The sequence below is a fragment of the Acidimicrobiales bacterium genome (genome assembly GCA_035512495.1).
Lineage (GTDB): Bacteria > Actinomycetota > Acidimicrobiia > Acidimicrobiales > CADCSY01 > DATKDW01.
This window is the reverse complement of the sequence record DATKDW010000023.1, coordinates 1-23,207: the sequence shown is the minus strand read 5'-3', so window position 1 is coordinate 23,207 and position 23,207 is coordinate 1. Positions and strand designations below refer to the sequence as shown.

The window sequence follows — 23,207 nt, the reverse complement described above, 5'->3', positions numbered from 1 at the left end:
CGCTCAGCGGGCGCGGCGGGCGGTGACGGCGACGCTGGCCGGCCCGAAGAGGGCGGCCTCGATGCGGGCCAGGTTGGTGTTGAGCACCTCGGCGCCGGGTCCGTCGACTCGGTCGAGGGTGCCGATGGCGGGCCCGTCGTGGACCTCGACGTCGGTGAAGCCCCGGTGCTCGAGCAGGTGTCGCCAGGTGGCGGGGTGCAAGGGGCGGCCGGGGGCGAGGTCGGCGTCGACGGGGTCGACGGCCTGCGCCCAGGCGGCGGGCGTGGTGCTGATGACCACCAGCAGCGCCCCGTCGGCCAGGGTCGCGGCGGCGCGCTCGACCAGCGCCAGCTGGCCGCCCAGCGGGAGGCGGTCGACGCCGCCGGCGAGCACGAGGCCGTCGAGGGCCTCCTCCCCCACGTTGGTCAGGTGGGCGACCGTCTCCTCGTCGCGGACCTCGAGGCCGGTGGTGGTGATCCGGTCGGCGTGGTGGCCCGGGTCGAGCCCGTAGGCATCGACCCCGGCGTCCACCAGGTCCCGGAGGAGCGAGCCACTGCCGACCTCGGCCACCAGGACCCGGCCGCCGACCCGGCCCATCTCGGTGGCCACCCGGGTGGCGAAGGGGGCGGGGTCGGCGGTGGGGCCGACGTGGCGGCCCTCGTCGAGGATCCGGGGGTTGGCCCCAGGTGACGCCGCCTCGAGCGCCTCCACCCGCCGGCCCAGGAGCTTGAGTGCGGCGACGGCGGAGGTGGCGAAGACCGACACCTGCTGGGCCAGGTACCGCAGGTACCAGGCCATCAGCTTGCGCAGGAGGCGCTTGACGAACGAGACCCCGGGGAGGTTGGAGGCGGTGGGGACGTCGACGTTGACGAACGAGGTGCGGTCGGCGGCCTCGAGCACGCCGTCGAGGTCGTCGCCGCTGGTGGTGGCGGGGGCGAAGCGGGCGAAGATCAGGTCGAGGTCGCGCTCGAGGCCGGGCGGGAAGTCGCCCGAGGCCCGCCGGGCGCGGACCTCGTCGTCGATCTCGCGGCGGACGCGGTCGAGGTCGAGCGCCGGCACGTCGCCGGCCGGGGTCTCGGTGCTCATGGGCGGGTCGCCTCCTCGATGGTGTGTCCGGCCGCGAGGGCCATCTTGTCGAGGCCCACGCGGAAGGGCACGTCGACCACGCCCCAGGTGTGCTTGCCCTCGACGTTGATGACGTCGACGTGGTGCTGTTGCTCACGCCAGTCGAACACCACACCACCCTCGAGGCCGTGGACCCCGACGGTGAGCGGGTAGGTGCCCTCCAGCAGCGGCGTCGACACGAAGGTGAACGAGATCTCGCCGGCGCCCTTCAGCGGCGGCAGGCGGATGCCCTCCGCCCAGGTGTTGTTCCCGTAGACGATGTGGCCGTCCTGGCCATGCAGCGACATGACGAAGATGGCGTCGGGCACGGCCGTGGCGGCCTCGTAGGCCACCCGGACGGTGAGGGGTTCGCCGTTGCGGACGTAGGGCCGACCGTCCTCGGGGTAGTCGATGCTGACCTCGGTGATGCGCACCCGCTGGTCGTGGGCCGGAGCGTCGTCCTTCGCGCCGTCGGCGCCTTCGGCGGCCTCGGTGGCGCCGAGGAGGAGGCGCTCGCGGAAGGTCCGCACCGCCTCGCTCGGCGTGCCCTCGATCACGAGGCGGCCGTGGTCGAGCACCACCGCCCGGTCGCAGAGCTGGCGGACGAGGTCAGCGCCGTGGGTCACGAAGACGATGGTGCGGCCCTGCTTCTGGAACGTCTTGATCCTGTCGAGGCACTTGCGCTGGAAGGCCTCGTCGCCGACAGCCAGGACCTCGTCGACGAGCAGGAGGTCGGGTTCGACGTTGGTGGCCACCGCGAACCCGAGGCGCACGTACATGCCCGACGAGTAGTGCTTCACCTGCTGGTCGATGAACTGCTCGAGCTCGGCGAAGCCGACGATGTCGTCGAAGCGGATGTCGATGTCGCGCCGTGACATCCCGAGGATGGAGGCGTTGAGGTAGACGTTCTCTCGGCCGGTGAGGTCGGGGTGGAAGCCGGCACCGAGCTCCAGCAGCGAGGCCAGCCGGCCGCGGGTGCGGATCTCGCCGGTGGTGGGCTGGAGGATGCCGCCGGTGCACTTCAACAGGGTGGACTTCCCCGACCCGTTGTGACCGAGGAGGCCGACGGTGTGGCCCTCCTCCACGTCGAACTCGATGTCGCGCAGCGCCCAGAACTCCTCGGCCGGCTTGCGCCGCCCGATGTTGATGACGCGCTCCTTCAGCGACGAGTGGCGCTCGGTGTTCAGCCGGAAGCGCTTGGAGACGCCCCGCACCTCGATCGCGTTCGCCATCGTCTACAACTCCTCGGCGAAGTTGCCCTCGAGGCGGGCGAAGAGCTTGAAGGCGAGGCCGAGGAGGACGGTGGCGACGAAGGCCACGATGACCAGGTTGCGGAAGTACCACAGCGGCGACTCGGGCGGCAGCTGCAGCACCACCCCTGCCTGGCCCTGCACGCCGATGCCGCCCGGGGGCGCCTCCACGATCCCGTAGAGGGCGCGCTGGATGGCGAGCACGATCGGGGTGATGGGGTTCACCAGGGTGAGCCAGGTGGGCACCTTGGCGGCCTGGAGGCCCCAGGGGTAGATGATCGGCGTCATCCAGAACCACGCCAGCAGCGCCAGCTCGAGGAGGTGCTGGGTGTCGCGTGCGTAGACGTTCACGCACGACAGGAAGACCCCGAAGGCCGAGGTCAACAGCAAGAGGGCGACCAGCGCCGGCACGAGGAGCCACAGGTAGGCGACGTCGACGTTGGGCAGCGTCGCCAGCCGCTCGGGCGTCACGTCGGCGACCACCTTGAAGATCTCCACGCCGGCGATCACCAGCAGCAGCACGAGCGCCTGGAGGGCGAAGTGGACGAGGTTGGCCCCCACCGCCGCCAGCGGGAGGATCTCGCGGGGGAAGTACACCTTGTTGACGAGCGACGAGTTGCCGACGATGGCGTTGACCGACGAGCCGGCGGCGATGGAGAAGAAGTTCCACGCCAGCAGCCCGGTGAGGATGAACACCGCGAACGACGGGATGCCCGCGCCGAGCACGATCTGGAAGGCGATGTAGAACACCACCAGGTACATCGCCGGGTTCAGCAGCGACCACAGGAACCCCAGGCTGGAGCCCTTGTACTTGACCTTGAGCTCCTTGCGCACGAGGTTGCCGAGCAGCTCGCGGTAGCGCCACAGCTGGGTCACGTGCTCGAGCACGGACCGCCGGGGGGCGATGACGTTGGTGGCCGTCTCAGGGCTGGCAGTGGTCACGGAGCGGGTCCTGGGCAGGCGCGCCCCCGGGTCCGGGAGCCGGCCCAAACTAACCGTTGCCGGCCCCGGAACCCGCACCACCGTGCGCTCCCGGCGGTAACGTGCGGAGCCTCATGCGGGTCGCCCTCGATGTCACACCGCTCCTCGGCGCCGGCTCCGGCGTGGCCCAGACGGTGTCGCAGCTCCTCGCCGCCCTGCCCGGCGCCGCTCCCGAGGTGGAGATCGTGCCCTACGTCCTCAGCGGCCGGGCCCGGGCCGGCTCGGCGACGCTGGCCGGTCTGCCGCCCGGCACGCGTGCCCTGCCCCTCCCTGCGGGCGCGGTCGTGCGGGCGTGGGGCCGCCTCGACCGCCCCCGCGGCGACCGCTGGCTCGGCGACGCCGACGTGGTGCACGGCGCCAACTTCGTGGTGCCTCCCATGAGCCGGCGTCCCACCACCCTCACCGTGCACGACTGCTGGTGCGCCCGCCACCCCGAGGCCTGCGCCCCCGCCGTCCGGGCGGCCACCGCTGCGGTGCAGCGGGCGGTCGACCGGGGGGCGTGGGTGCACGCGTCCACCGACCACGTCGCCCGGGAGGTCCGCGACGTCTACGGGGCCGAGCGGCTGGTGGTCGTCCCCTTCGGCGTGCCACCCGTCGCCGAGGTCCCCCCGTCCCCGCCGGGCCCACCGACGATCGTCTCCCTCGCCACCCTCGACCCCCGCAAGGGCCTCGACGGCCTCGTCCGCGCCTTCGGCGCCCTGGTGGCCTCGGGGGCCCCGGGCGTGCCCGACGACCTCCGGCTGGTGCTGGCCGGCGCCGACGATGCCGGTCGGCCCGCCGTCGACGAGGCCGTCGCCGGCCTCGACCCGGCCGTGGCCGCCCGGGTCGACCTCCCCGGCGCCGTCTCCGACGCGCGGCGGGCCGCCCTGCTCCGCGGCGCCGCCGTCCTCGCCTACCCGTCCCTCGACGAGGGGTTCGGGTTCCCGCTGCTCGAGGCCATGTCGGTGGGCACACCGGTGGTGGCGAGCAGCGCCGGCGCCATCCCCGAGGTGGCCGGTGACGCCGCCGAGCTCGTGGCGCCCGGTGACGACGCGGCACTGGCCGCCGCCCTCGCCCGGGTGCTCGGTGACGACGCCCACCGGTCGACCCTCGTGGCGGCGGGGCGCGCCCGGGCTGCGTCGTACTCGTGGGCGCACCACGCGGCAGGCATGGCGGCGCTGTGGCGTGAGGCGGTCGCGGCGTGAGGGCCGCGGTCCACGTCGGACAGCTCCTCCAGCCCGTGCCGGGCGGCATCGGCCGCTACGTCCGCAACCTGCTGGCCAGCCTTCCCGGTGCGGGGGTCGAGGCGGTGCCCTTCGCCGCCGGCGGGCCGCCCGAGGGCGTCGAGGGCTACGTCGACCTGGGCTGGCCGGTGGCCCCGCTGCGCTACGAGCTCTGGCACCGGCTGCGCCACCCCCGGATCCGGATCCCCGCCGACGTCGTCCACGCCACCAGCCTGGCCGTGCCCCCCAGCGGGCGGCGACCCCTGGTGGTGACCATCCACGACCTGGTCTTCCTCCGCCAGCCCGAGCACCTGACCCCCCGGGGCGTGTCGTTCCACCGGCGGGGGCTGGCCCTGGCCCGCCGTCATGCCGACGCCGTCGTGGTCCCCACCGCCTTCGGGCGCAACGACCTCGTCAGCGAGGGGTTCGAGGCCGAGCGCATCCACGTGGCGCACCACGGCGTGCACCTCCCCGCCGATCCCGACCCGGCGTCCACGGCCGCTGCGCTCGAGCGCCTGGGGGTCGCCACGCCGTTCATCCTCTTCGTCGCCACCATCGAGCCCCGCAAGGGGGTCGTCGACGTGGTGGCCGCCCACCGGGCGCTGCGGGCGGCACGACCGGACCTCGGCCTGGTGCTCGCCGGCCCCAAGGGGTGGGGCCTCGCGCCCGACCTACGGGGCCCCGGTCTCGTCATCGCCGGCATGGTCGGCGACGTCGAGCTCGACGCCCTCTACCGCTCGGCCGTCGCCCTGGCGCTACCCAGCCGCTACGAGGGCTTCGGCCTCCAGGTGGTCGAGGCCATGGCTCGCGGATGCCCGGTGGTGACCACCGACGCCGCCTGCCTGCCGGAGATCGCCGGAGGGGCCGCCGACCTCGTACCGGTCGGCGATGTCGACGCCCTCACCGATGCGCTGGCGCGACTGCTCGACGACGACGACCACCGGTCGCGCCGGGCCGCCGCGGGGCGGGCCCGCGCCGGCGACTTCTCCTGGGAGGCCAGCGCCGCCAGCCACGCCGGCGCCTACCGCTCGGCGGTGGCATCCAGGTGAGCGCCCGCCGCCTCCGGGCCGCCATCGACGTCACCGCCATCCCCGAACGGCCCGCCGGCGCGGGCATCTACGTGCTCCGGATGGTCGAGGCCCTGGCCGCCGGAGACGCCATCGATCTCGAGCTGATCACCACCACCCGCGACGTCAGCCGCTGGATCGGTCTCGCCCCCGCCGCGCAGATCCACGCTGTGGCTCCCACCCGCCGGCCGGTCCGCCTGGCGTGGGAGCAGGTGCTGGCGCCGAGGGTGGTGCGCCGCGTCGGCGCCGACGTCTGGCACGGCCCCCACTACACGATGCCCCTGCGTGCGTCCGGGCCGCGGGTGGTGACCGTGCACGACCTCACCTTCTTCGACCATCCCGAGTGGCACGAGCGCAGCAAGGTCGTCTACTTCCGCCGGATGATCCGGGCCGCCGCCCACCGCGCCGACGCCCTCATCTGCGTCAGCCAACGGACGGCGGACCGCCTCGGCGAGGTGCTCGCCCCCACCGCGCCCGTGCTGGTCGTCCCCCACGGCGTCGACCACACCAGGTTCCGCCACGACACCACCGCCGGGACGGTCGAGGCCGACGCCGTCCGCCTCGCCAGCCTCGGGGTGCAGGCCCCCTTCATCGCCTTCCTGGGCACCCTCGAGCCCCGCAAGGACGTCCCCGGCCTGGTGTCGGCCTTCGCCCGCATCGCCGAGGCGCGGCCCGACCTCAGCCTCGTCATCGCCGGCCAGCCCGGTTGGGGGGCGGCGGCGGTCGACGAGTCGGTCGCCGACCACGGACTGGAGAGCCGCGTGCTCCGCCTCGGCTACGTCGACGCCGACGTGCCGGCGGTGCTCTTCCGCGAAGCCGCGGCCGTCGCCTACCCCTCGTTCGAGGAGGGCTTCGGCCTGCCGGCGCTGGAGGCGCTGGCGTGCGGGGCGCCCCTGGTGACGACGGTTGGATCCCCCATGGCCGACGTGGTGGGCGACGCCGCCCTGCTCGTGCCGCCCGACGACCACGACGCCCTCGCCGATGCCCTGGCCACCCTCGTGGACGACACCGACGGCGTGGCCACCGCCCTGCGGGCCGCCGGCCCACCCGTCGCCGCCCCGTACACGTGGGAGGCCTGCGCCGAGGGTCACGTCGCCGCCTACCGCCTGGCGGCAGGCTGACCCCAGAGCCCACCCCCCCACCTCCGTTCTGGCACCAGATCCGCGCCGTCGGGCAGCGCGTTCCTGGTGCCAGAACCGTGGCCGGTAGCGTCGCCGGGGTGCCGACACCCGCTGGCGACCGCATCACCGTGCTGGCGGGTGGGGTGGGCGCGGCCCGCTACCTGAGCGGCCTCCTCCAGGTGGTCGACCCCACCTCGGTGACCGCGGTGGTGAACACCGGCGACGACATCGTCCTCCACGGCCTGCACATCAGCCCCGACCTCGACACCGTCACCTACACCCTGGCCGGGGCCATCAACCCCGAGACCGGGTGGGGCCTGGCCGGCGAGACGTGGCAGGCCATGGACGCCCTCGGCCGCTTCGGCGCCCACGCACCGGCAGGCTCCCGGGCCGGCACCACGTGGTTCGGCCTCGGCGACCGCGACCTGGCCACCCACCTGTACCGCACGGCGCGCCTGCACGAGGGGGCCTCGCTGAGCACCGTGGCCGCCGAGGTGGGCAGGGCGTTCGGCCTGGGGCTGTGCCTGCTGCCGATGACCGACGACCGGGTGGAGACCCGCCTGACCATGGCGGCGACGGGCGAGGAGGTCGGCTTCCAGGAGTACTTCGTGCAGCGCCGCCACGACGTGGCGGTCACCTCGGTCCGCTTCGCCGGCGTGGGCGAGGCATGCCCGGCGCCCGGCGTGCTCGACGCCATCGACGGGGCCGGCCGCATCGTGGTGGCTCCCTCCAACCCGGTGGTCTCGATCGGCCCGGTCCTGGCCGTGGCCGGTGTGCGCGAGCGCCTCGACGCCCGCCGCGACGACGTCGTGGCCGTCTCCCCCATCGTCGCCGGCGCTGCCCTCAAGGGCCCCGCCGACCGCCTGCTCACCGAGCTCGGCCACGAGGCGTCGGTGGTGGGCGTGGCCCGTCTCTACGCCCCCTTCGCCGCCACCCTCGTCATCGACGAGGCCGATGCCGACCTGGCCGCCGCCGTCGAGGCCGAGGGCGTGCGGTGCGTGGTGGCGCCCACGATCATGCGAGGACCGGCCGAGGCCGCCGCCCTCGCCGAGGTGACGCTGAGATGAGCACCCCCTCCCGCTTCTGGCACCAGGATCGCGCCGGATCCCGGCGCGATCCTGGTGCCAGAACGCCCGTGGGAGAGGGTCGATGAGCGGCGAGCTGCGCGTGATCCCGGTCCGGGGGCTGCCCGAGGTGGTGCCCGGCGACGTGCTCGCCGAGGTGCTCGCCGCCTCCGGGGCCGAGATCCTCACCGGCGACGTCGTGGTCGTCACCCAGAAGGTGGTCTCGAAAGCCGAGGGCCGCCTCGTGGCCGTCGATCCCGACGACCCGCTGTCGCACAAGGGGCTGGTGGTCGACGAGGCGGTGCGGGTGCTGCGGCGTCGTGGCGACCTGCTCATCACCGAGACCGAGCACGGCTTCGTGTGCGCCAACTCCGGCATCGACCTGTCGAACGTCGAGCGGGGCCAGGCCGCCCTGCTCCCCGTCGACAGCGACCGCTCGGCCCGCCGCATCCGCGACGGGTTGCGGGCCCGCCTGGCCGTCGAGGTCGGGGTGATCGTGTCCGACACCTTCGGCCGGGCCTGGCGCCGTGGGGTCACCGACGTGGCCATCGGGTGCGCGGGCGTCGCCGGCATCGTCGACCTGCGGGGCACGGTCGACGCCTACGGGCGCGAGCTGATGGTCACCGAGGTCGCGATCGTCGACGAGATCGCCGCGGCGGCCGAGCTGGTCATGGGCAAGGCCACGGGCGTCCCCGTCGCCATCGTGCGGGGCATCGACCCGGCGTGGCTGCGGGAGGGGTCGGTCCACGACGAGGTGGTGCGCCCACCCGCCGAGGACCTGTTCCGCTAGCGGCTCACGGGTTCCGTCACGAGCTCCGGCGGCACCAGTCGAGGACGGCGGCGGTTCCCTCGTCGAGGGTGGTCCAGGGCGTCCAGCCGAGGTGGATGGCGGCGCGGCCGGGGTCGAGGGCGTTGCGGGCCAGCTCACCGGGGCGGGCCGGCGCCTCGGTGGCGGTGGCGACCACATCGGCCTGGCGCACCATCGTCTCGTAGAGGTGGCGGACGGAGGTCTCGACGCCGGTGCCGATGTTGCACAGCAGGCCGCTGCCCCGGTCGGCGGCCCGGACGAAGGCGTCGACCACGTCGTCGACGTAGACGAAGTCACGCGTCTGGGTGCCGTCGCCGAAGATGGTGCACGCCTCACCCGCCAGGAGCCGGCCGGCGAAGATGGCCACCACGCCCGCCTCGCCATGGGGGTCCTGGCGGGGCCCGTAGACGTTGGCCAGCGCCAGGGCGGTGTACTCCAGGCCGTGGAGCGAGCGGTAGGCGCGCAGGTAGTCGCCCACCACCTTCTTCGCCACCCCGTAGGGCGAGAGGGGGTGCTGGGGGTGCGACTCCCGGACGGGGAGATCCGACGGGTCGGGGTCGCCGTAGATGGTGCCGCCGCTGGAGGCGAAGACGACCTTGCGGGTGCCGGCGGCCCGGGCGCCTTCGAGCACGTTCAGGCTGCCGATGATGTTGATCGCCGCGTCGTGGGCAGGCCGTGTGACGGAGACCCGGACGTCGGCCTGGGCGGCGAGGTGGAAGATCACCTCGGGCTCGCGGCGGGCGACGAGGTCGATGGTCTCCGGGCTGCGGATGTCGACCTGGTGGACCCGGAGGTCGTGGCTCCGGTCGGCGCGGGCGGCGGTGAGGTTGGTGAGCGAGCCGGTGGAGAAGTCGTCGACGACGTCGACGCTGTGCCCCTCGGCCAGCAGGCGGTCGACCAGGGTCGAACCGATGAAGCCGGCCCCACCGGTGACGAGGGCCTTCACGCCTCGTCCGCGTCGGGCCGGCGGGCCCCGTCGAGGTGCTCGCCCGCCTCGACGAAGGCGGCGTCCCCGAGGACGCTGACGCCCTCCACCGTGGCCTCCTCGCCGACCACGGCGCCGAGGCCCACCACGGAGTCGGTCACCACGGCGTTGCGGCCGATCACCGCGGCGGGCAGCAGCACCGATCCTGTCACCCGGGCCCCGGGCTCGACCCGGGCCCCGTCGCCGAGCACCGAGCGCGCCACCGAGGCACCCTCGGCGATCCGCACGCCGTCGCCCAGGGCGGCGGGGAGGATGACCTCGCCTGCCACCAGGTCGGCGTCGGAGGCCTCGAGCTGCTCGACCCGCCTGCCGTCGAGGAGGTCGAGCGAGGCCGCGAGGTAGCGCTCCGGCGTGCCCACGTCGAGCCAGTAGGCCTCGTCGGGCCGGGCGAAGAGGGTGCCGTCGGCCACCATGGCCGGGAACGTCTCCCGCTCGATGTTCACCCGCACACCGGGCGCGATCCGGCCGAGCACCGACGCCTCGAGCACGTAGAAGCCGGCGTTGATGAGGTCGGTCGGGGCCTCGCCCGGCGGCGGCTTCTCGACGAAGGCCTCCACCCGCCCGTCGTCGTCGGTGGGGACGACCCCGAACTGCGACGGGTCGTCGACCTTGGTCAGGGCGATGGTGCCCTCGGCGCCGGCGGCGTCGTGGAAGTCGATCAGCGCCCCCAGGTCGAGGTCGGTCAGCACGTCACCGTTGACGACCAGGAAGCGCTCGTCGATCCCCGCCTCGGTGGCGGCGAAGCGGATGGCGCCGGCGGTGTCGAGCGGCTCGGGCTCCACCGCGTACCGCAGCCGCACGCCGGCGCAGGTGGCGTCGGGGTAGGCGCCCATGAAGGCGTCGGGCCGGTAGCCGAGCGACAGCACCACCTCGTCGATGCCGTGCGACGCCAGGTGGGCGAGGACCCGCTCGATCATGGGCCGGCCGGCCACCGGCAGCATCTGCTTGGGCGTGCTCAGGGTGAGGGGTCGGAGCCGGGTGCCGAAGCCCCCGACGAGCACGACCGCCCTCACTGTCCGGCGTCGGCGGGGTCGCCCTCGTCATCGGTCAGCGGCGCTTCGCCGTCCTCCGGCGAGGTGCCCGCCTCGGGATCCTCGGGGGCGTTGGGGTCGTCGGGGGCGTTGGGGTCGTCGATGGGCACTGGCTCGCGGCCCTCCTCGGCGGCGAGGGGGTCGGCCAGGCGGGCCACCGTGGGCGGCATCTCGAGCCCGGCACCCTCGGGGAGGAAGGCGATCGTGACGACCTCGTCGTCCTGCGGGGCGTAGCCACCGGGGTCGGCCGGGACCCGGCGGCCCTCGGTGGCGGCCGGGTTGTCCCAGACCATCACCTGCACCACGCCGGGCTCGCCGTTGCAGTCGTCGCCGTCCTCGAGCTCGATGCCGCCGGGCAGCGAGAGCGAGCCGTCGCCGATCTCCATGCCGACGATCTCACCGAAGGTGTTCAGGTTGGCGTTGTGGCCGGAGGAGCGGGTGGAGAAGGGGTGCAGGTGGATCAGGCCGTCGCCGTGGGTGTGGAGGCCGGAGGCGTCCTGGCCTTGGTCTTGCAGCGGGGGCATCCAGTCGCCGCACACGTTGACGCCGTAGGCGGCGTGCCAGTGGTCGCCGAGGCGTGGAGCGACCGGCTCGGGGTTGTCGGGTCGCGACACCACGACCAGCAGCACGCCGAGCAGCACCACGGCGCCGATGGCGACGGGCCACACGATGTTCTTCGACTCGCCGGGTCGCCCGGCGGTGCGGGCCGCCTTGGCGACCTTCTTGCTCGATGATGCTCGTCCCATGGCGGGCGCCACCGTAGCGCTTCGCGGGGCCCGTCCCCGATTCACCGGGGACCCTCACGGGGCCCGTCGCCGACGGGGGAAGGGCCTCGGCGAAGCCGAGACCGCTTCACCGCGCGCGAGCGGGTGGCGTCGAGGGGAGGGACCCGTCCGGAGCCTGCGGAGGACGGGAGGGCCCCGCTCGACGACGGGCCCCGAGGCCTCTTCTAAGGGGCGGCGTGGGGGCGGCCTCGGAAGGCGCGCTGGGCCCAGGCCATGGCGGTGCGCACCACCAGCGCCGCGGCGATGAGCGGCAGCAGCAGGCGCTGGGCACCGGTGGTGGTGCGGGCGGCGTAGCGGAGCAGCGAGCGGTGGTGGGCGGCGATCATGCGGTACGGCGTCTGGTCGGTGGACCGGCCGATGCCGTGGGTCACGGTGGCGGCGGGCTCGTAGCCGCGCCGCCAGCCCGCCTTCTCGAGCCGCCAGCAGAGGTCGACGTCCTCCATGTACATGAAGTACGACTCGTCGAAGCCGCCGACGGCGTCCCACGCCTCTCGGCGGACCATGAAGTGGGTGCCGGCCACCCAGTCGACGTCGCTGGCGGTGGCGTGATCCCAGTCGAGCATCCGGTACCGCCGGCTGAAGGGGTTCGACGGCCACACGAAGTGCAAGAAGGCGTGGCCGGCGGCGTCGACCATGTCGGGGAAGGTGCGGGCCGACGGGTAGAGCGCGCCCTCGGGCGTCTGGATGCGGGGAGCGACCACAGCCAGGCCGGGGTCGGCTTCGAGCGCCTGCAGCAGTGCCTTGGTCGAACCGGAGTGGACAACGACGTCGGGGTTCACGACCAGCACGAAGGGCGCGGTGGTGCGGACCACGCCCTGGTTGACGCCCGAGCCGAACCCGATGTTGCGCTCGAGGGCCACCACCTCGACCTCCGGGTAGGCCCGGCGCACGGCCTCCACGGAGCCGTCAGCCGAGGCGTTGTCGACGACCACGATGTGGTCGACGCCGTCGTCCTGAAGGCTCTCGATGCACTCGAGCAGGAGGTCGGCGACGTTGTAGCTGACGATGACGGCGGCGACCTCGGAGCTCATGGCGGCTCCATCTTGACCGCTCCCCGCGCGACCGGCGATGTCGGCTAGTGCCCCACGACCTGGGACAGCCACTCGCCGGTGCGGGCCAGGCCGTCGCGCAGCGAGATGCGGGGCTCCCACCCGAGCAGCTCGCGGGCCAGGGTGATGTCGGGGCGGCGCTGGGCGGGGTCGTCGACAGGCAACGCCTCGTAGGTGATCTCGGACCTCGACCCGGTGACCTCGAGCACGATCTCGGCCAGCTCCCGGACGGTGAACTCGTCGGGGTTGCCGATGTTGACCGGTCCGACGTAGCCGGAGTCGAGGAGGTCGAGGAAGCCCCGGATCTCGTCGTCGACGTAGCAGAAGCTGCGGGTCTGGCTGCCGTCGCCGTGGATGGTGAGCGGCTTGCCGGCTTGCGCCTGCACCAGGAACGTCGACACCACCCGCCCGTCCCCCGGCCTCATCTGCGGTCCGAACACGTTGAAGATCCTCGCGATCCGGACGTCGACGCCGTGGTGGCGGTGGTACGCCATGGTCATGGCCTCGGCGTAGCGCTTGGCCTCGTCGTAGACGCCGCGCGGACCGATGGGGTTCACGTGGCCCCAGTAGGTCTCGGGCTGCGGGTGCACCTGGGGGTCGCCGTACACCTCGCTGGTGGAGGCCAGGAAGAAGGTGGCGCCCTTGTCCTTGGCCATCCCGAGGAGGTTGTGGGTGCCGAGCGCGCCGACCTTGAGGATCTGGATGGGGATCTCGGTGAAGTCCTTGGGCGAGGCCGGGCTGGCCAGGTGCATCACCGCGTCGACCCGGCCGGTCACGTGCACGTGGTTCGACACGTCCTGGCGCTGGAAGACGAACCCCTCGCGCCCGAACAGGTCGGCGATGTTGTCGGCGTTGCCGGTGATCAGGTTGTCGAGGGCGACGACCTGGTCGCCGCGGTCGAGCAGGGCCTTGCAGAGGTGCGACCCGAGGAACCCCGCCCCCCCGGTGACGACGATGCGGGCCACCTAGGCCCGCCCCAAGCCGTCGTAGGCGAACCCGAGGCGTCGCACCGCCGCCGGCTCCAGAAGGTTGCGGGTGTCGACGATGCGCGCCCCTCGCATGAGCCCGGCCACCTTGGCGAAGTCGAGCCAGCGCAGCTCGTCCCACTCGGTGAGCACCACCAGCACCTCGGCGCCCTCGGCGGCGGCGTACGCGTCGGGCCGAACGTCGATGCCCTCGAGGCCGGTGCGGGTCCGGGGGATGGCGGGGTCGTAGGCCTGCACGGTGGCGCCGCGCTCCTGGAGCCGGCGGATGACGGCGATGGCCGGCGAGTCGCGGATGTCGTCGGTGCGGGCCTTGAAGGTGAGCCCCCACGCCGCCACCACGCAGCCCTCCAGCGAGCCCCCCGCCATGCGCTCGACCTTGTCGGCCATGCGCTCGTACTGCTCGTCGTTGACGGTGATGACGCCCTTCAGCAGCCCGAAGTCGTACCCCGCCTCCTCAGCGATGTGCACCATCGCCCGAGTGTCCTTCGGGAAGCAGTTGTGGCCCACCAACCCGAAGCTGGTCACGACCGTGTGGGCCCCGGGGACCTCTAGGGAGTAGACGGTCCCGCGGTGGTGACGACGCTCGGTGCTCGTCACCCGGACCCACGCGGCGTTCTTGGACTCGGCGAAGCGTCGGTACCCCGTGGGCGCGATCCGCTTGGCCTGGCCGGCGGTGGCTCGGCGCACCTCCAGCTGCTCGTCGTCGGGGAGGAGCCAGGCGCACTTGTCGATCTGATCGGCACCGCTGATGGTGAGCCAGTACGTGTCGACCGTCGACTTCGCGGTGCGCCCCACCTTCAGCCTGGCCACGATGCCGAGGTCTCCCAGCAGACGGAGCATGCCGTCGGCCAGATCTCGCGAGACGGTGCCGTACTCGAGCACCACGCTGGGACCACCCCTCACCAGCGACCACGATCCGTCACCGTCCCAGAGTCCGCGGAGCAGCTCCCGCTTGTGCGACTCCGGCGCCGTCCAGATCGCATCAGGGATGCGCTTGGAGTAGCAGTCGGCCCCTACCTCAAGGACGTGCTCGAACCAACCCGCCAGGATCCGCGAAGAGACTGACACCTGACAGGCGGTCGTCATGGGCCTCACCGTCGCCTTCACCCCGACGCTCGTCCAGTAGCCAGCCACCTCCTCGACGAGCTCCGGCTCGTCGGTCAGGTGGAACGACCACGCAATGCGCCGGCGGGTGCCGTCGCTGCCGATGTGCCCTTCGGCCAGGTAGAGACCGACCATGCGCCAGAAGGCGTGATCCATGTCGAGACCCGCGGGGACGAACGTTCCGTTGTTGACCGTCCCGAAGGTTCCCTCGCCCTCTGGGAGGTCGAGCTCTCGGACCTCGTGGAGGCGGAGGCAGCCGGTCCGGCGCGACTCGTACCGACGGTGGGCGGGCAGACGGTGGTCTCGCTTGCGAGCGAGTTGGCGCTGGCTCTCCGAGAGGTGGACGATCACCGCCTCTGGCGCGATGCCCGCACTCCCCAGCCCGTCGAGGACCGTTGACGACTCGTCACGGTCGTCGACGAAGACCGGCATGCCCTGCGCGATGGGGAGCCAGTCGCGGGTGGTCAGCTCGTCCGCACGCTTGACCGATCCTGGGAGCCCGGCGACCCCGTCACCGACGACGAAGGGGTGGCATGGCGTGGTCGTCACACGTCGGCCCATCTTGGTGCGGACCTCGGTCACGTCGCCGTCCCACGGACGGGCGGTGAACGTCGACACGGGGAGCAGCTCGGCGGTCACCTCACCTGGGACCCATGAGAGCACGGACCACCCATCCGACCCGACCCGTTCGACCTCGGCGAAGAGCTGCTCGAAGGTCAACAGCCGCAGCCGGCCGCCCCGGGCCGCCAGCACCGTCTCGTCGGGGACGAAGCAACTACCGCCCCAGCCGGGGCCGGGCTTGAGGAACTCGAAGCCGATGCGCTTGTCGTAGCCCATGCCGAGGACGACCTCGCGCACGTCGGCGCCCACCGCCTCGCAGACGTTGGCGAGGGCGTTGACGTAGCTGACCTTGGTGGCGAGGAAGGCGTTGGAGGCGTACTTGATCGTCTCGGCCGAGGCGGGGTCGGTGACCACCAGCGGCGCCTTGAGGCTGGCGAAGAGGTCGGCGACCCGCATGGCAGCGGCCTGGTCGTCGGAGCCGATCACGATGCGGTCGGGGTGGAGGCAGTCGTGGACCGCCGAGCCCTCGCGGAGGAACTCGGGGTTGGAGACCACGAAGATGTCGTCGCGGCCGACGGCCGCTTCGACCACCCGGGTGGAGCCGACGGGCACGGTCGACTTGTTGATCACGACGCACTCGGCCTCGAGCGCCGGCCCGATCTCGCTCGCCGCCTCGCGGATGTAGGTGAGGTCGGCCGAGCCGTCGTCGTCCTGGGGGGTCTGCACGCAGAGGAACACGAACTCGGCGTCGACCACGGCGTTGGCGGCGCCGACGACGAACGACAGCCGGTCGGTGTCGAGGCCCTCTGCCACCAGCTCGTCGAGGCCGGCCTCGAGGATGGGCACCTCGCCCCGGTTCAGCTGCTCGACCTTGGCGGCGTCGAGGTCGGCGCAGACCACCGTGTGCCCCAGATGGGCCAGGTAGGCGCCGGTGGTGAGCCCGACGTAGCCGGTGCCGACGATCGCGATCCTGCTACTCACCCACGAGCTCCTTCACCAGTCGGTCCAGCGAGTCTTTCCAGTCTGGCAGGAGGGGCAGTCCCTGGAGCCGGAGGGCGGCGTTGTCGAGCACCGACATGGCGGGCCGGGGTGCCTGACGGGGCGGATCGAGCTCGGCGGTGGTGATGGCCCGCACCGCCCCGGGATCGCCGCCGGCTGCGGCGACCACGGCGCGGGCGAAGCCGTGCCAGGTGGTGTCGCCCTGGTTGGTGACGTGGAACGTGCCGGGCTGGCGGGCCACGGCCAGACGGCAGACGGCGGCCGCCAGGTCGCCGGTGGTGGTGGGGCTGCCCCGCTGGTCGTCGACGAAGGCCAGCGGGCGGCCCTCGGCGTGGAGGCGCAGCACCGTCTTGGCCATGTTGTGGCCATGGGGACCCACCACCCACCCCGTGCGCACCAGCGTGGCGGCCGGATCGAGCTCGAGCTCGCCGCCGAGCTTCGAGCGCCCGTACACCGACTGCGGGTTGGGCTGGTCCCACTCCACGTAGGGCCGGTCCGAGGTGCCGTCGAAGACGTAGTCGGTGGAGATCGCGACCACGTGGGCACCGACCAGCCGGGCACCCTCGGCCACGTGGCGGGTGCCGAGGGCGTTCACGGCATAGGCGCGGTCGGGGTCGGACTCGCAGGCGTCGACCGCCGTCCACGCCGCGGCGTGCACCACGAGCTCGGGCCGCACCCCGGTGAGCGCCTGGAGCACGGCGTGGCGGTCGGACACGTCGAGGGTGGCCCGGTCGGCAGCCACGACGTGGTGGCCGCCGGCCTCGAAGGTGGCGACCAGGTCGGTCCCGAGCTGGCCCCCGGCCCCGGTGACGAGCACCGTGGGTCGTCTCACGATGGAGCGCCCGCAGCACCGCCAGGCCAGGCCGCCTCGACCACCGGCGCCCGACCGAGCAGCGGCTCCCACCACGACCGGTTGTCGGCGTACCACGCCACGGTCGAAGCGAGACCACCCGGCCAGTCGACGGTCGGCTCCCATCCCAGCTCGCGGCGGATCTTCGAGGAGTCGAGCAGGTAGCGACGATCGTGGCCGGGACGGTCGGGCACGATGGTCTTGAGCGACGCCGGCTTGCCGAGGGCGCCGAGCACGGCGTCGGCGATGTCGTCGATCGACGCCTCGGTGCCCGTGCCGACGTGATACGTCTCGCCGACGCGGCCCTCACGGACGACCATCTCGATGGCGGCACAGTGGTCGTCGACGTGGATCCACTCACGCCGGTTCTCGGTTGAGGCGTAGAGCGGGAGCGGCTTGTCGTCGAGGGCGAGGGTGGTGAAGTAGGGGATCACCTTCTCCGGGAACTGGTAGGGCCCGTAGTTGTTGGCGCAGTTGGTGATGGTGACGGGCAGCCCAAAGGTCTCGGCGTAGGCACGGACCGCGTGGTCGGCTCCTGCCTTGGAGGCGTTGTACGGCGTGCGGGGCCGGTACGGAGACGACTCGGTGAACGCCTCGTCGCTGTCGAGCGGGAGGTCGCCGTATACCTCGCACGTGGAGATGTGGTGGAACCGGTGCACCCCGACCTGCCGTGCCGCCTCCAGCAGCGACTGCGTGCCCAGCACGTTGGTCCTGAAGAACAAGCCCGGGTCGAGCACCGCCAAGCTGTTGTGCGACTCAGCGGCGACGTTGATGATGACGTCGACGTGGTGCTCCCGCAGCAGCGACTGGACCAGCGGCTCGTCGGCGATGTCGCCGTGAACGAAGGTGACCAGCTGGTCGATGCCTTCGAGGTTGGCCAGGTTGCCGGCGTAGGTGAGCGCGTCCAGCACCACCACCGCGTCGCCGGGCGAGTCCCTCACCCAACGGCGCACGAGGTTGGCGCCGATGAACCCGGCGCCGCCGGTGATCAGGACGTTCATGGCCAGCGAGGTTACGTGGCGGCGAGGCGGCGGAGGGTGTCGCCGTAGGACGACTTCCCGTACTGCGCCGCCAGCTCCACCAGCTGCTCCCGCTCGATCCAGCCCTGGCGGAACGCGATCTCCTCCAGGCAGGCGATCTGGTCGCCCTGGCGGTGCTCGAGCACCTGCACGAACGTGGAGGCCTCCAACAGCGAGTCGTGGGTGCCGGTGTCGAGCCAGGCCATGCCCCGCCCCAGCTCGACGAGCTTGGCCCGCCCCTCGGCCACGTAGCGGTTGTTGATGTCGGTGATCTCGAGCTCGCCGCGGGCCGACGGCTTCACCTCGGCGGCGTAGCGGACCACGTCGTTGTCGTAGAGGTAGAGGCCGGTGACCGCGGTGGACGACTTCGGATGGGCCGGCTTCTCCTCGATGTCGACGATGCGACCGGCGCCGTCGGTGGTGGCCACGCCGTAGCGCTCGGGGTCCTTGACCGAGTAGCCGAAGAGGGTGCACCCGTCGAGGGCGGCGACCTCGGCTTGGAGGATCTGTGAGAGCCCGTGGCCGTGGAAGATGTTGTCGCCGAGCACCATCGCGGCACTGTCGTCGCCGATGTGGTCGGCCCCGATCACGAACGCCTCGGCCAGGCCGCGCGGCTCGGCCTGCTCGGCGTAGGTCATCCGCATGCCGATGTCGGTGCCGTCGCCCAGCAGCCGGCGGAACAGCGGCAGGTCGTCGGGCGTGGAGATGAGCAGCACGTCGCGCACGCCCGCCAGCATCAGCACCGACAGGGGGTAGAAGACCATCGGCTTGTCGTAGACCGGCAACAGCTGCTTGGAGACGGCCCGCGTCACCGGGTGCAGGCGCGTGCCGGAACCCCCGGCGAGGACGATGCCCTTCACGTCAGCAGTCCTCCGCAGGGTCTGGTTCGGCCTCGGCCTCGGGCGCCTCGTCGGCCGGGGGCGGGGGCTCCTCGGCCGCCGGGGGCGGCACCGCCTCCACCGGGCGGGGCTCGGCGAGGATGCCCTCGTAGTCCATGCCGGTGGTGAGCACGATGTCGACGGTGAGGGCGGGGTCGAGGACGAAGTGGGCTCCGGGGCTGACGAGGTAGGCGGCGAGGAGGGCGGCCTTGGCCTCCTGCCCGGCGGCGTAGCGGATGGTCGTGAGGTCGGTGCCGAAGGAACCGTCGCCCACGCCGACCACGTTGAACCCGGCCACGCCCAGGCCGTCGCGGGCGCCGCCGGCCTCGCGCGAGCGCCCCGTCCCGTTGAGCACGCGCAGCCGCACCGACGCCGGCGTGACGTCCTCGGGGCCGGCCTCGATCCCTCGGAAGATGTCGAAGGTCTCCTCGTTGTCCGGCCCGTCGACGAGGCGCAGGACGGCGGCCCCCGCCGACGTCCGGAAGTCGCTGACCACCAGCGAGCGCTGGTCGAGGGTGTCGGGCGTCAGCGACCGGAAGCGCTTCCCGATGTTGACCACGTCGCGCCCGTCGAGCTTGCTGTCGACGACGATGTTGTCGTCGGCCACGTCGAGGAGCTGGTTCAGCTTGGTGGGGTTGGTGAGGCCCTCGGACAGCGCCGCCCGGACGGCCCGGCGGATGAAGTCCTGCTGGCGCTGGATGCGCCCGTGGTCGCCGCTGGGGTCGCGCTGCCACCGGCCGTCGACGAACTGCTCGAAGTTGCGACTGCGCACGTAGGCCAGGGCCTGGCCGCCACCGAGCGTCACGCAACCGCTCTCGGGCACGTCGAGGCCGGCGACGTTGCGACCCGTCCCCGGTTCGCGGTCGCGCACCGCGCCGGCCAGGTACAGCTCCACGCCGCCGACGGCGTCGACCAGGTCGCGGAACCCGGCGAAGTTGACCTGCACGTAGTGGTGGATGGGGATGCCGAAGTTCTTGGTGATGGTCATGACGAGCTGATCGGGGCCGTTCGCAAAGGCGGTGTTGATGCGATCCCGACCCCCCTCGAGCCCCTCGGCGCTGTAGATCGGGATGAAGAGGTCGCGGGGGAACGAGACCATCGCCGCCCGCTCGGCGCGGGGGTCGATCCGCACCAGGATCATCGTGTCGGCCCTCGCACCACCAACCGTGCCGAACGACTCGGCATCCTGGCCCGCCCGGGTGTCGCTGCCCACCAGCAGGTAGTTCTGGGCGCCACCGGGGTCGGAGTCGCCGCTGAGCACGCCGTCACCGAAGGTCAGCCGGGGGAGGGTGCCGAAGCGGTAGTAGAAGTACCCGACGCCGCCCGCGGCGCTGAGGCAGCCCACGATCAGCAGGCAGTTGAACGTGATGAGCAGCCGCTGCGGCCAGGTGCGCCGAAGGCGGACGCTCGCGGGGGTGGCGGCGACCATCGCCGGTGAGGATACGACGCCGAGCGCCGAACGCCGAGGCGGCCCCGCTACTCGACCGGCAGGCCGAGGCCGCGGCTGATGACGAGCCGCTGGATCTCGCTGGTGCCCTCGCCGATCTCGAGGACCTTGGCGTCCCGGTAGAAGCGGGCCACCGGCGTGTCGTCGATGAAGCCCGATCCGCCGAAGATCTGGGTGGCCGTCCGGGTCGCGCTCACCGCCGCCTCGGTCGAGTACAGCTTGGCCATGGCCGCTGCCTGCTTGAAGGGCTTGCCGGCGTCCTTCAGTGCCGCCGCCGTGTAGGTGAGGCTGCGGGCGTTGGCCGCCATCACCGCCAGGTCGGCGCACGCGAAGGCCACCGCCTGGTTGGCGCCGATGGGCCGCCCGAAGGCGTGGCGCTCCTTGGCATAGGCCACCGACGCCTCCAGGCACGCCTCGATGCAGCCGACGGCCAGCGCCGAGATGGCGACCCGGCCCTCGTCGAGGAGGCTCAGGAAGGCGGCGAAGCCTCGCCCGCGCTCACCGAGGAGGTGGTCGGCCGGGACCCGGCAGTCGCTGAAGCCCAGGCCGTGGGTGTCGGAGGCGTGCCAGCCGAGCTTGCGGTACGAGGGCTGCACCTCGAGGCCGGGCGTCCCGGCGGGGACGACGATGGCGCTGATCTCGCCGGGGCCGGTGCGAGCGGTGACGGTGATGATCGAGGTGATCGGCGTCCCCGAGTTGGTGATGAACGCCTTCTCCCCGTCGATCACCCACTCGCCGGTCGCCTCGTCGAGCGTGGCCCGGGTGCGGGTGGCGCCGGCGTCGCTACCGGCGTCGGGCTCGGTGAGGCCGAAGGCGGCGATGGCCCGGCCCTCGCAGATGTCGGGCAGCCACCGCTGCTTCTGCTCCTCGGTCCCGAAGCGGTGGATGGGCCCGGCGCCGAGCCCGCAGGTGACCGAGAGGGTGATCGCCATGGAGTGGTCGACCCGCGCCAGCTCCTCGATCGCCAGGCAGACGGTGGTGAAGTCGGCGTCCGAACCCCCGTACTCCTCGGGGAAGGGGAGGCCGAAGAGGCCGAGGGCGCCCATGGCGAGGACGGTGTCGACCGGGAAGTGGTGGTCGCGGTCCCACTCGGCCGCGTGGGGCGCGATCTCCGCCTGGGCGAAGTCGCGCACCACCGCTCGGAAGGCCTCCTGCTCGGGTGTCAGCTCCTGCATCACACCGTGCAGCGTACGGCCCCGCCCCACCCACCCCCGTTCTGGCACCAGAACCGCGCTGGTCCTCGGCGCGATCCTGGTGCCAGAACGCTCTCGGGGAGGCTGCGCAGGGTGCGTACGCTGGGCCCATGGCCGCTGCAGACCTCGACGTGGCGCCGGTCGCCGCCGTCGGGGGCTGGGTGGCAACCGAGCTGCTCGACGTGACCGACGACGTCGCCGCGCTCGACGGCGTCGGCTTCTGGGTCGTGGTCCTGCCCTTCGAGGGCGAGCCGGTGTGCGCCCGCTTCGGCTCCCGGCGGCCCATGGTCGGCCGGCCGGCCCGCACGTGGGTGGGCCCCGACGCAGGCGCGTGGCGGTCCAGCCTCGACCGGGCGGGCTTCACCGCAGGGGTCGCCGCCGTGCGCGAGGCCATCGCCGACGGCGACGTCTACCAGGTCAACCTCACCCGCCGGCTGTCGGCCCCCCTGCCCCCGAGAGCCGATGTGCTGGCTCTCGGCACCGCCCTTGCCGGCGGCAACCCCGCCCCCCATGCCGCCGTGGTCCGCCTCCCGGCCCAGGGCGTCCACGTCGCCTCGGCCTCGCCCGAGCGCTTCCTCCGGCGCGACGGCCGCCGGGTGACCTCGCAGCCCATCAAGGGCACCGCGTCCACGGCCGAGGGGTTCCTGGCCAAGGACCGGGCCGAGAACGTGATGATCGTCGACCTCGTCCGCAACGACCTCGGTCGGGTGTGCGAGTGGGGCAGCGTCACCGTTCCCGCCCTGTGCGCCGTCGAGCACCACCCCGGCCTCGTCCACCTGGTGAGCACGGTGGAGGGGCGTCTGCGCTCCGGCGTCGGCTGGCCCGAGCTGCTGGCCGCCACCTTCCCGCCCGGCTCGGTCACCGGCGCCCCCAAGCTGGCTGCCCTGAAGGTGATCGACCGCCTCGAGCCGGTGGGACGGGGCCCTTACTGCGGAGCCGTGGGCTGGGTCGACGCCGATGCCGGCCTCGGTGACCTCAACGTGGCCATCCGCACCTTCTGGTTCGACGACGGCGAGCTGCACTTCGGCACGGGCGGCGCCGTCACGTGGGATTCTGACCCCGTGGGCGAGTGGGAGGAGACCGAGCTGAAGGCCAAGCGGCTGCTGCAGGTGGCATCCGGCGCGGGGGTCCTCACGTGACTGAGCCCATGGTGTGGCTCGACGGCGGGCTGGTGGCGGCCGACGAGGCGCGCGTGTCGGCGTTCGACCACGGCATCACCGTGGGCGACGGCGTCTTCGAGACGATGCGCGTCTACGGCGGGGCGCCCTTCGCGGTCACCCGCCACCTCGACCGCCTTGCCCTCTCGGCCGGAGGCCTCGGCCTGCGCATCCCCGAACGCGACCTCCTCGCCCGAGCCCTCACCGAGGTGGTGGAGGCATCTGAGCTGGCCGACGCCCGTCTCCGCCTCACCATCACCGGTGGCCGGGCACCCCTCGGCTCCGGCAGAGGCGACGCGCCTCCCACCGTCATCGCCGCGGTGGCCGCCCTCGAGCCGTTCCCTCCCACCGCGGAGGTGATCACCGTCCCGTGGACCCGCAACGAGCGCGGCGCCCTCGCCGGCATGAAGACCACCAGCTACGGCGAGAACGTGGTCGCCCTCGCTGCCGCGGCTGGTCAGGATGCGAGCGAGGCCATCTTCGCCAACACCAGGGGCGAGCTGTGTGAGGGCACCGGCACCAACGTCTTCATCGCCCGCGGCGGCCGGCTGATGACCCCGCCGCTGTCGAGCGGCTGCCTGGCGGGC

The 23,207-nt window shown here is 72.9% G+C and carries 21 protein-coding genes; 7 read left to right on the top strand and 14 right to left on the bottom strand.

Features of this window, described 5'->3' with window-relative positions; translation table 11 throughout:
- Positions 1 to 3 precede the first annotated feature (3 nt).
- From VMN58_02425 to VMN58_02415, 3 genes are read right to left on the bottom strand one after another with little or no spacing between them, the layout of a single operon-like run.
- On the bottom strand, positions 4 to 1,065 hold the full coding sequence (locus tag VMN58_02425; protein HUF32049.1) for a hypothetical protein: 1,062 nt from the start codon (positions 1,063 to 1,065) through the stop codon (positions 4 to 6).
- Positions 1,062 to 2,315: an ABC transporter ATP-binding protein gene (locus VMN58_02420; protein ID HUF32048.1), complete on the bottom strand. Its 1,254-nt coding sequence runs from the start codon at positions 2,313 to 2,315 to the stop codon at positions 1,062 to 1,064. The genes VMN58_02425 and VMN58_02420 overlap by 4 nt, the downstream gene beginning before the upstream one ends.
- Positions 2,316 to 2,318: 3 nt before the next feature.
- On the bottom strand, positions 2,319 to 3,275 hold the full coding sequence (locus tag VMN58_02415) for an ABC transporter permease (GenBank protein HUF32047.1): 957 nt from the start codon (positions 3,273 to 3,275) through the stop codon (positions 2,319 to 2,321).
- A gap of 113 nt (positions 3,276 to 3,388) precedes the next feature.
- On the opposite strand from VMN58_02415, the gene VMN58_02410 reads away from it, so the two are divergent.
- The 5 genes from VMN58_02410 to cofE all read left to right on the top strand — a co-directional run bounded on the left by VMN58_02410 (position 3,389) and on the right by cofE (position 8,558).
- Positions 3,389 to 4,498 (top strand): glycosyltransferase family 1 protein, encoded by a 1,110-nt coding sequence (locus tag VMN58_02410; protein HUF32046.1) that lies wholly within the window; start codon positions 3,389 to 3,391, stop codon positions 4,496 to 4,498.
- Positions 4,495 to 5,565 (top strand): glycosyltransferase family 1 protein, encoded by a 1,071-nt coding sequence (locus tag VMN58_02405; protein HUF32045.1) that lies wholly within the window; start codon positions 4,495 to 4,497, stop codon positions 5,563 to 5,565. Before VMN58_02410 ends, VMN58_02405 begins: the two co-directional genes overlap by 4 nt.
- Positions 5,562 to 6,704 carry a glycosyltransferase family 1 protein gene (locus tag VMN58_02400; protein ID HUF32044.1) on the top strand — a complete coding sequence of 381 codons (1,143 nt, stop codon included), beginning with the start codon at positions 5,562 to 5,564 and terminating at the stop codon, positions 6,702 to 6,704. The genes VMN58_02405 and VMN58_02400 overlap by 4 nt, the downstream gene beginning before the upstream one ends.
- Positions 6,705 to 6,802: 98 nt before the next feature.
- Positions 6,803 to 7,771 (top strand): 2-phospho-L-lactate transferase, encoded by a 969-nt coding sequence (cofD, locus tag VMN58_02395; GenBank protein ID HUF32043.1) that lies wholly within the window; start codon positions 6,803 to 6,805, stop codon positions 7,769 to 7,771.
- A gap of 82 nt (positions 7,772 to 7,853) precedes the next feature.
- Entirely contained in the window at positions 7,854 to 8,558 is a 705-nt protein-coding gene (cofE, locus tag VMN58_02390; protein HUF32042.1) for a coenzyme F420-0:L-glutamate ligase, read from the top strand.
- A gap of 16 nt (positions 8,559 to 8,574) precedes the next feature.
- Here the strand turns inward: cofE and VMN58_02385 are convergent, their stop codons facing one another.
- From VMN58_02385 to VMN58_02335, 11 genes are all read right to left on the bottom strand, one after another.
- The gene (locus VMN58_02385; GenBank protein ID HUF32041.1) at positions 8,575 to 9,522 is read right to left on the bottom strand and encodes an NAD-dependent epimerase/dehydratase family protein; all 948 of its coding nucleotides are present in this window, start codon (positions 9,520 to 9,522) and stop codon (positions 8,575 to 8,577) included.
- On the bottom strand, positions 9,519 to 10,562 hold the full coding sequence (locus VMN58_02380; protein HUF32040.1) for an NDP-sugar synthase: 1,044 nt from the start codon (positions 10,560 to 10,562) through the stop codon (positions 9,519 to 9,521). The genes VMN58_02385 and VMN58_02380 overlap by 4 nt, the downstream gene beginning before the upstream one ends.
- Positions 10,563 to 10,570: 8 nt before the next feature.
- Entirely contained in the window at positions 10,571 to 11,338 is a 768-nt protein-coding gene (locus VMN58_02375; protein ID HUF32039.1) for a hypothetical protein, read from the bottom strand.
- A gap of 203 nt (positions 11,339 to 11,541) precedes the next feature.
- Complete coding sequence (locus tag VMN58_02370; protein ID HUF32038.1) at positions 11,542 to 12,408, bottom strand: glycosyltransferase family 2 protein; 867 nt, start codon at positions 12,406 to 12,408, stop codon at positions 11,542 to 11,544.
- 44 nt (positions 12,409 to 12,452) lie between these two features.
- Positions 12,453 to 13,391, bottom strand: a complete 939-nt coding sequence (locus tag VMN58_02365; GenBank protein HUF32037.1) for a UDP-glucuronic acid decarboxylase family protein — start codon at positions 13,389 to 13,391, stop codon at positions 12,453 to 12,455.
- Positions 13,392 to 16,058, bottom strand: coding sequence for a nucleotide sugar dehydrogenase (locus VMN58_02360; GenBank protein HUF32036.1), 2,667 nt, complete (start codon positions 16,056 to 16,058; stop codon positions 13,392 to 13,394). It lies immediately after the preceding gene.
- Complete coding sequence (gene rfbD, locus VMN58_02355; GenBank protein ID HUF32035.1) at positions 16,051 to 16,908, bottom strand: dTDP-4-dehydrorhamnose reductase; 858 nt, start codon at positions 16,906 to 16,908, stop codon at positions 16,051 to 16,053. The genes VMN58_02360 and rfbD overlap by 8 nt, the downstream gene beginning before the upstream one ends.
- Complete coding sequence (gene rfbB / locus VMN58_02350; GenBank protein ID HUF32034.1) at positions 16,905 to 17,927, bottom strand: dTDP-glucose 4,6-dehydratase; 1,023 nt, start codon at positions 17,925 to 17,927, stop codon at positions 16,905 to 16,907. The genes rfbD and rfbB overlap by 4 nt, the downstream gene beginning before the upstream one ends.
- Positions 17,928 to 17,938: 11 nt before the next feature.
- Positions 17,939 to 18,805, bottom strand: coding sequence for a glucose-1-phosphate thymidylyltransferase RfbA (rfbA, locus tag VMN58_02345; protein ID HUF32033.1), 867 nt, complete (start codon positions 18,803 to 18,805; stop codon positions 17,939 to 17,941).
- Position 18,806: 1 nt separating this feature from the next.
- Positions 18,807 to 20,252: an LCP family protein gene (locus tag VMN58_02340; GenBank protein HUF32032.1), complete on the bottom strand. Its 1,446-nt coding sequence runs from the start codon at positions 20,250 to 20,252 to the stop codon at positions 18,807 to 18,809.
- 47 nt (positions 20,253 to 20,299) lie between these two features.
- Complete coding sequence (locus tag VMN58_02335) at positions 20,300 to 21,445, bottom strand: acyl-CoA dehydrogenase family protein (protein HUF32031.1); 1,146 nt, start codon at positions 21,443 to 21,445, stop codon at positions 20,300 to 20,302.
- 128 nt (positions 21,446 to 21,573) lie between these two features.
- Between VMN58_02335 and VMN58_02330 the strand changes: the two genes are divergently transcribed.
- Positions 21,574 to 22,602, top strand: a complete 1,029-nt coding sequence (locus VMN58_02330) for an anthranilate synthase component I family protein (GenBank protein ID HUF32030.1) — start codon at positions 21,574 to 21,576, stop codon at positions 22,600 to 22,602.
- The coding region (locus VMN58_02325; protein ID HUF32029.1) for an aminotransferase class IV at positions 22,599 to 23,207 on the top strand (609 nt) is incomplete at its 3' end. The genes VMN58_02330 and VMN58_02325, both read left to right, overlap by 4 nt.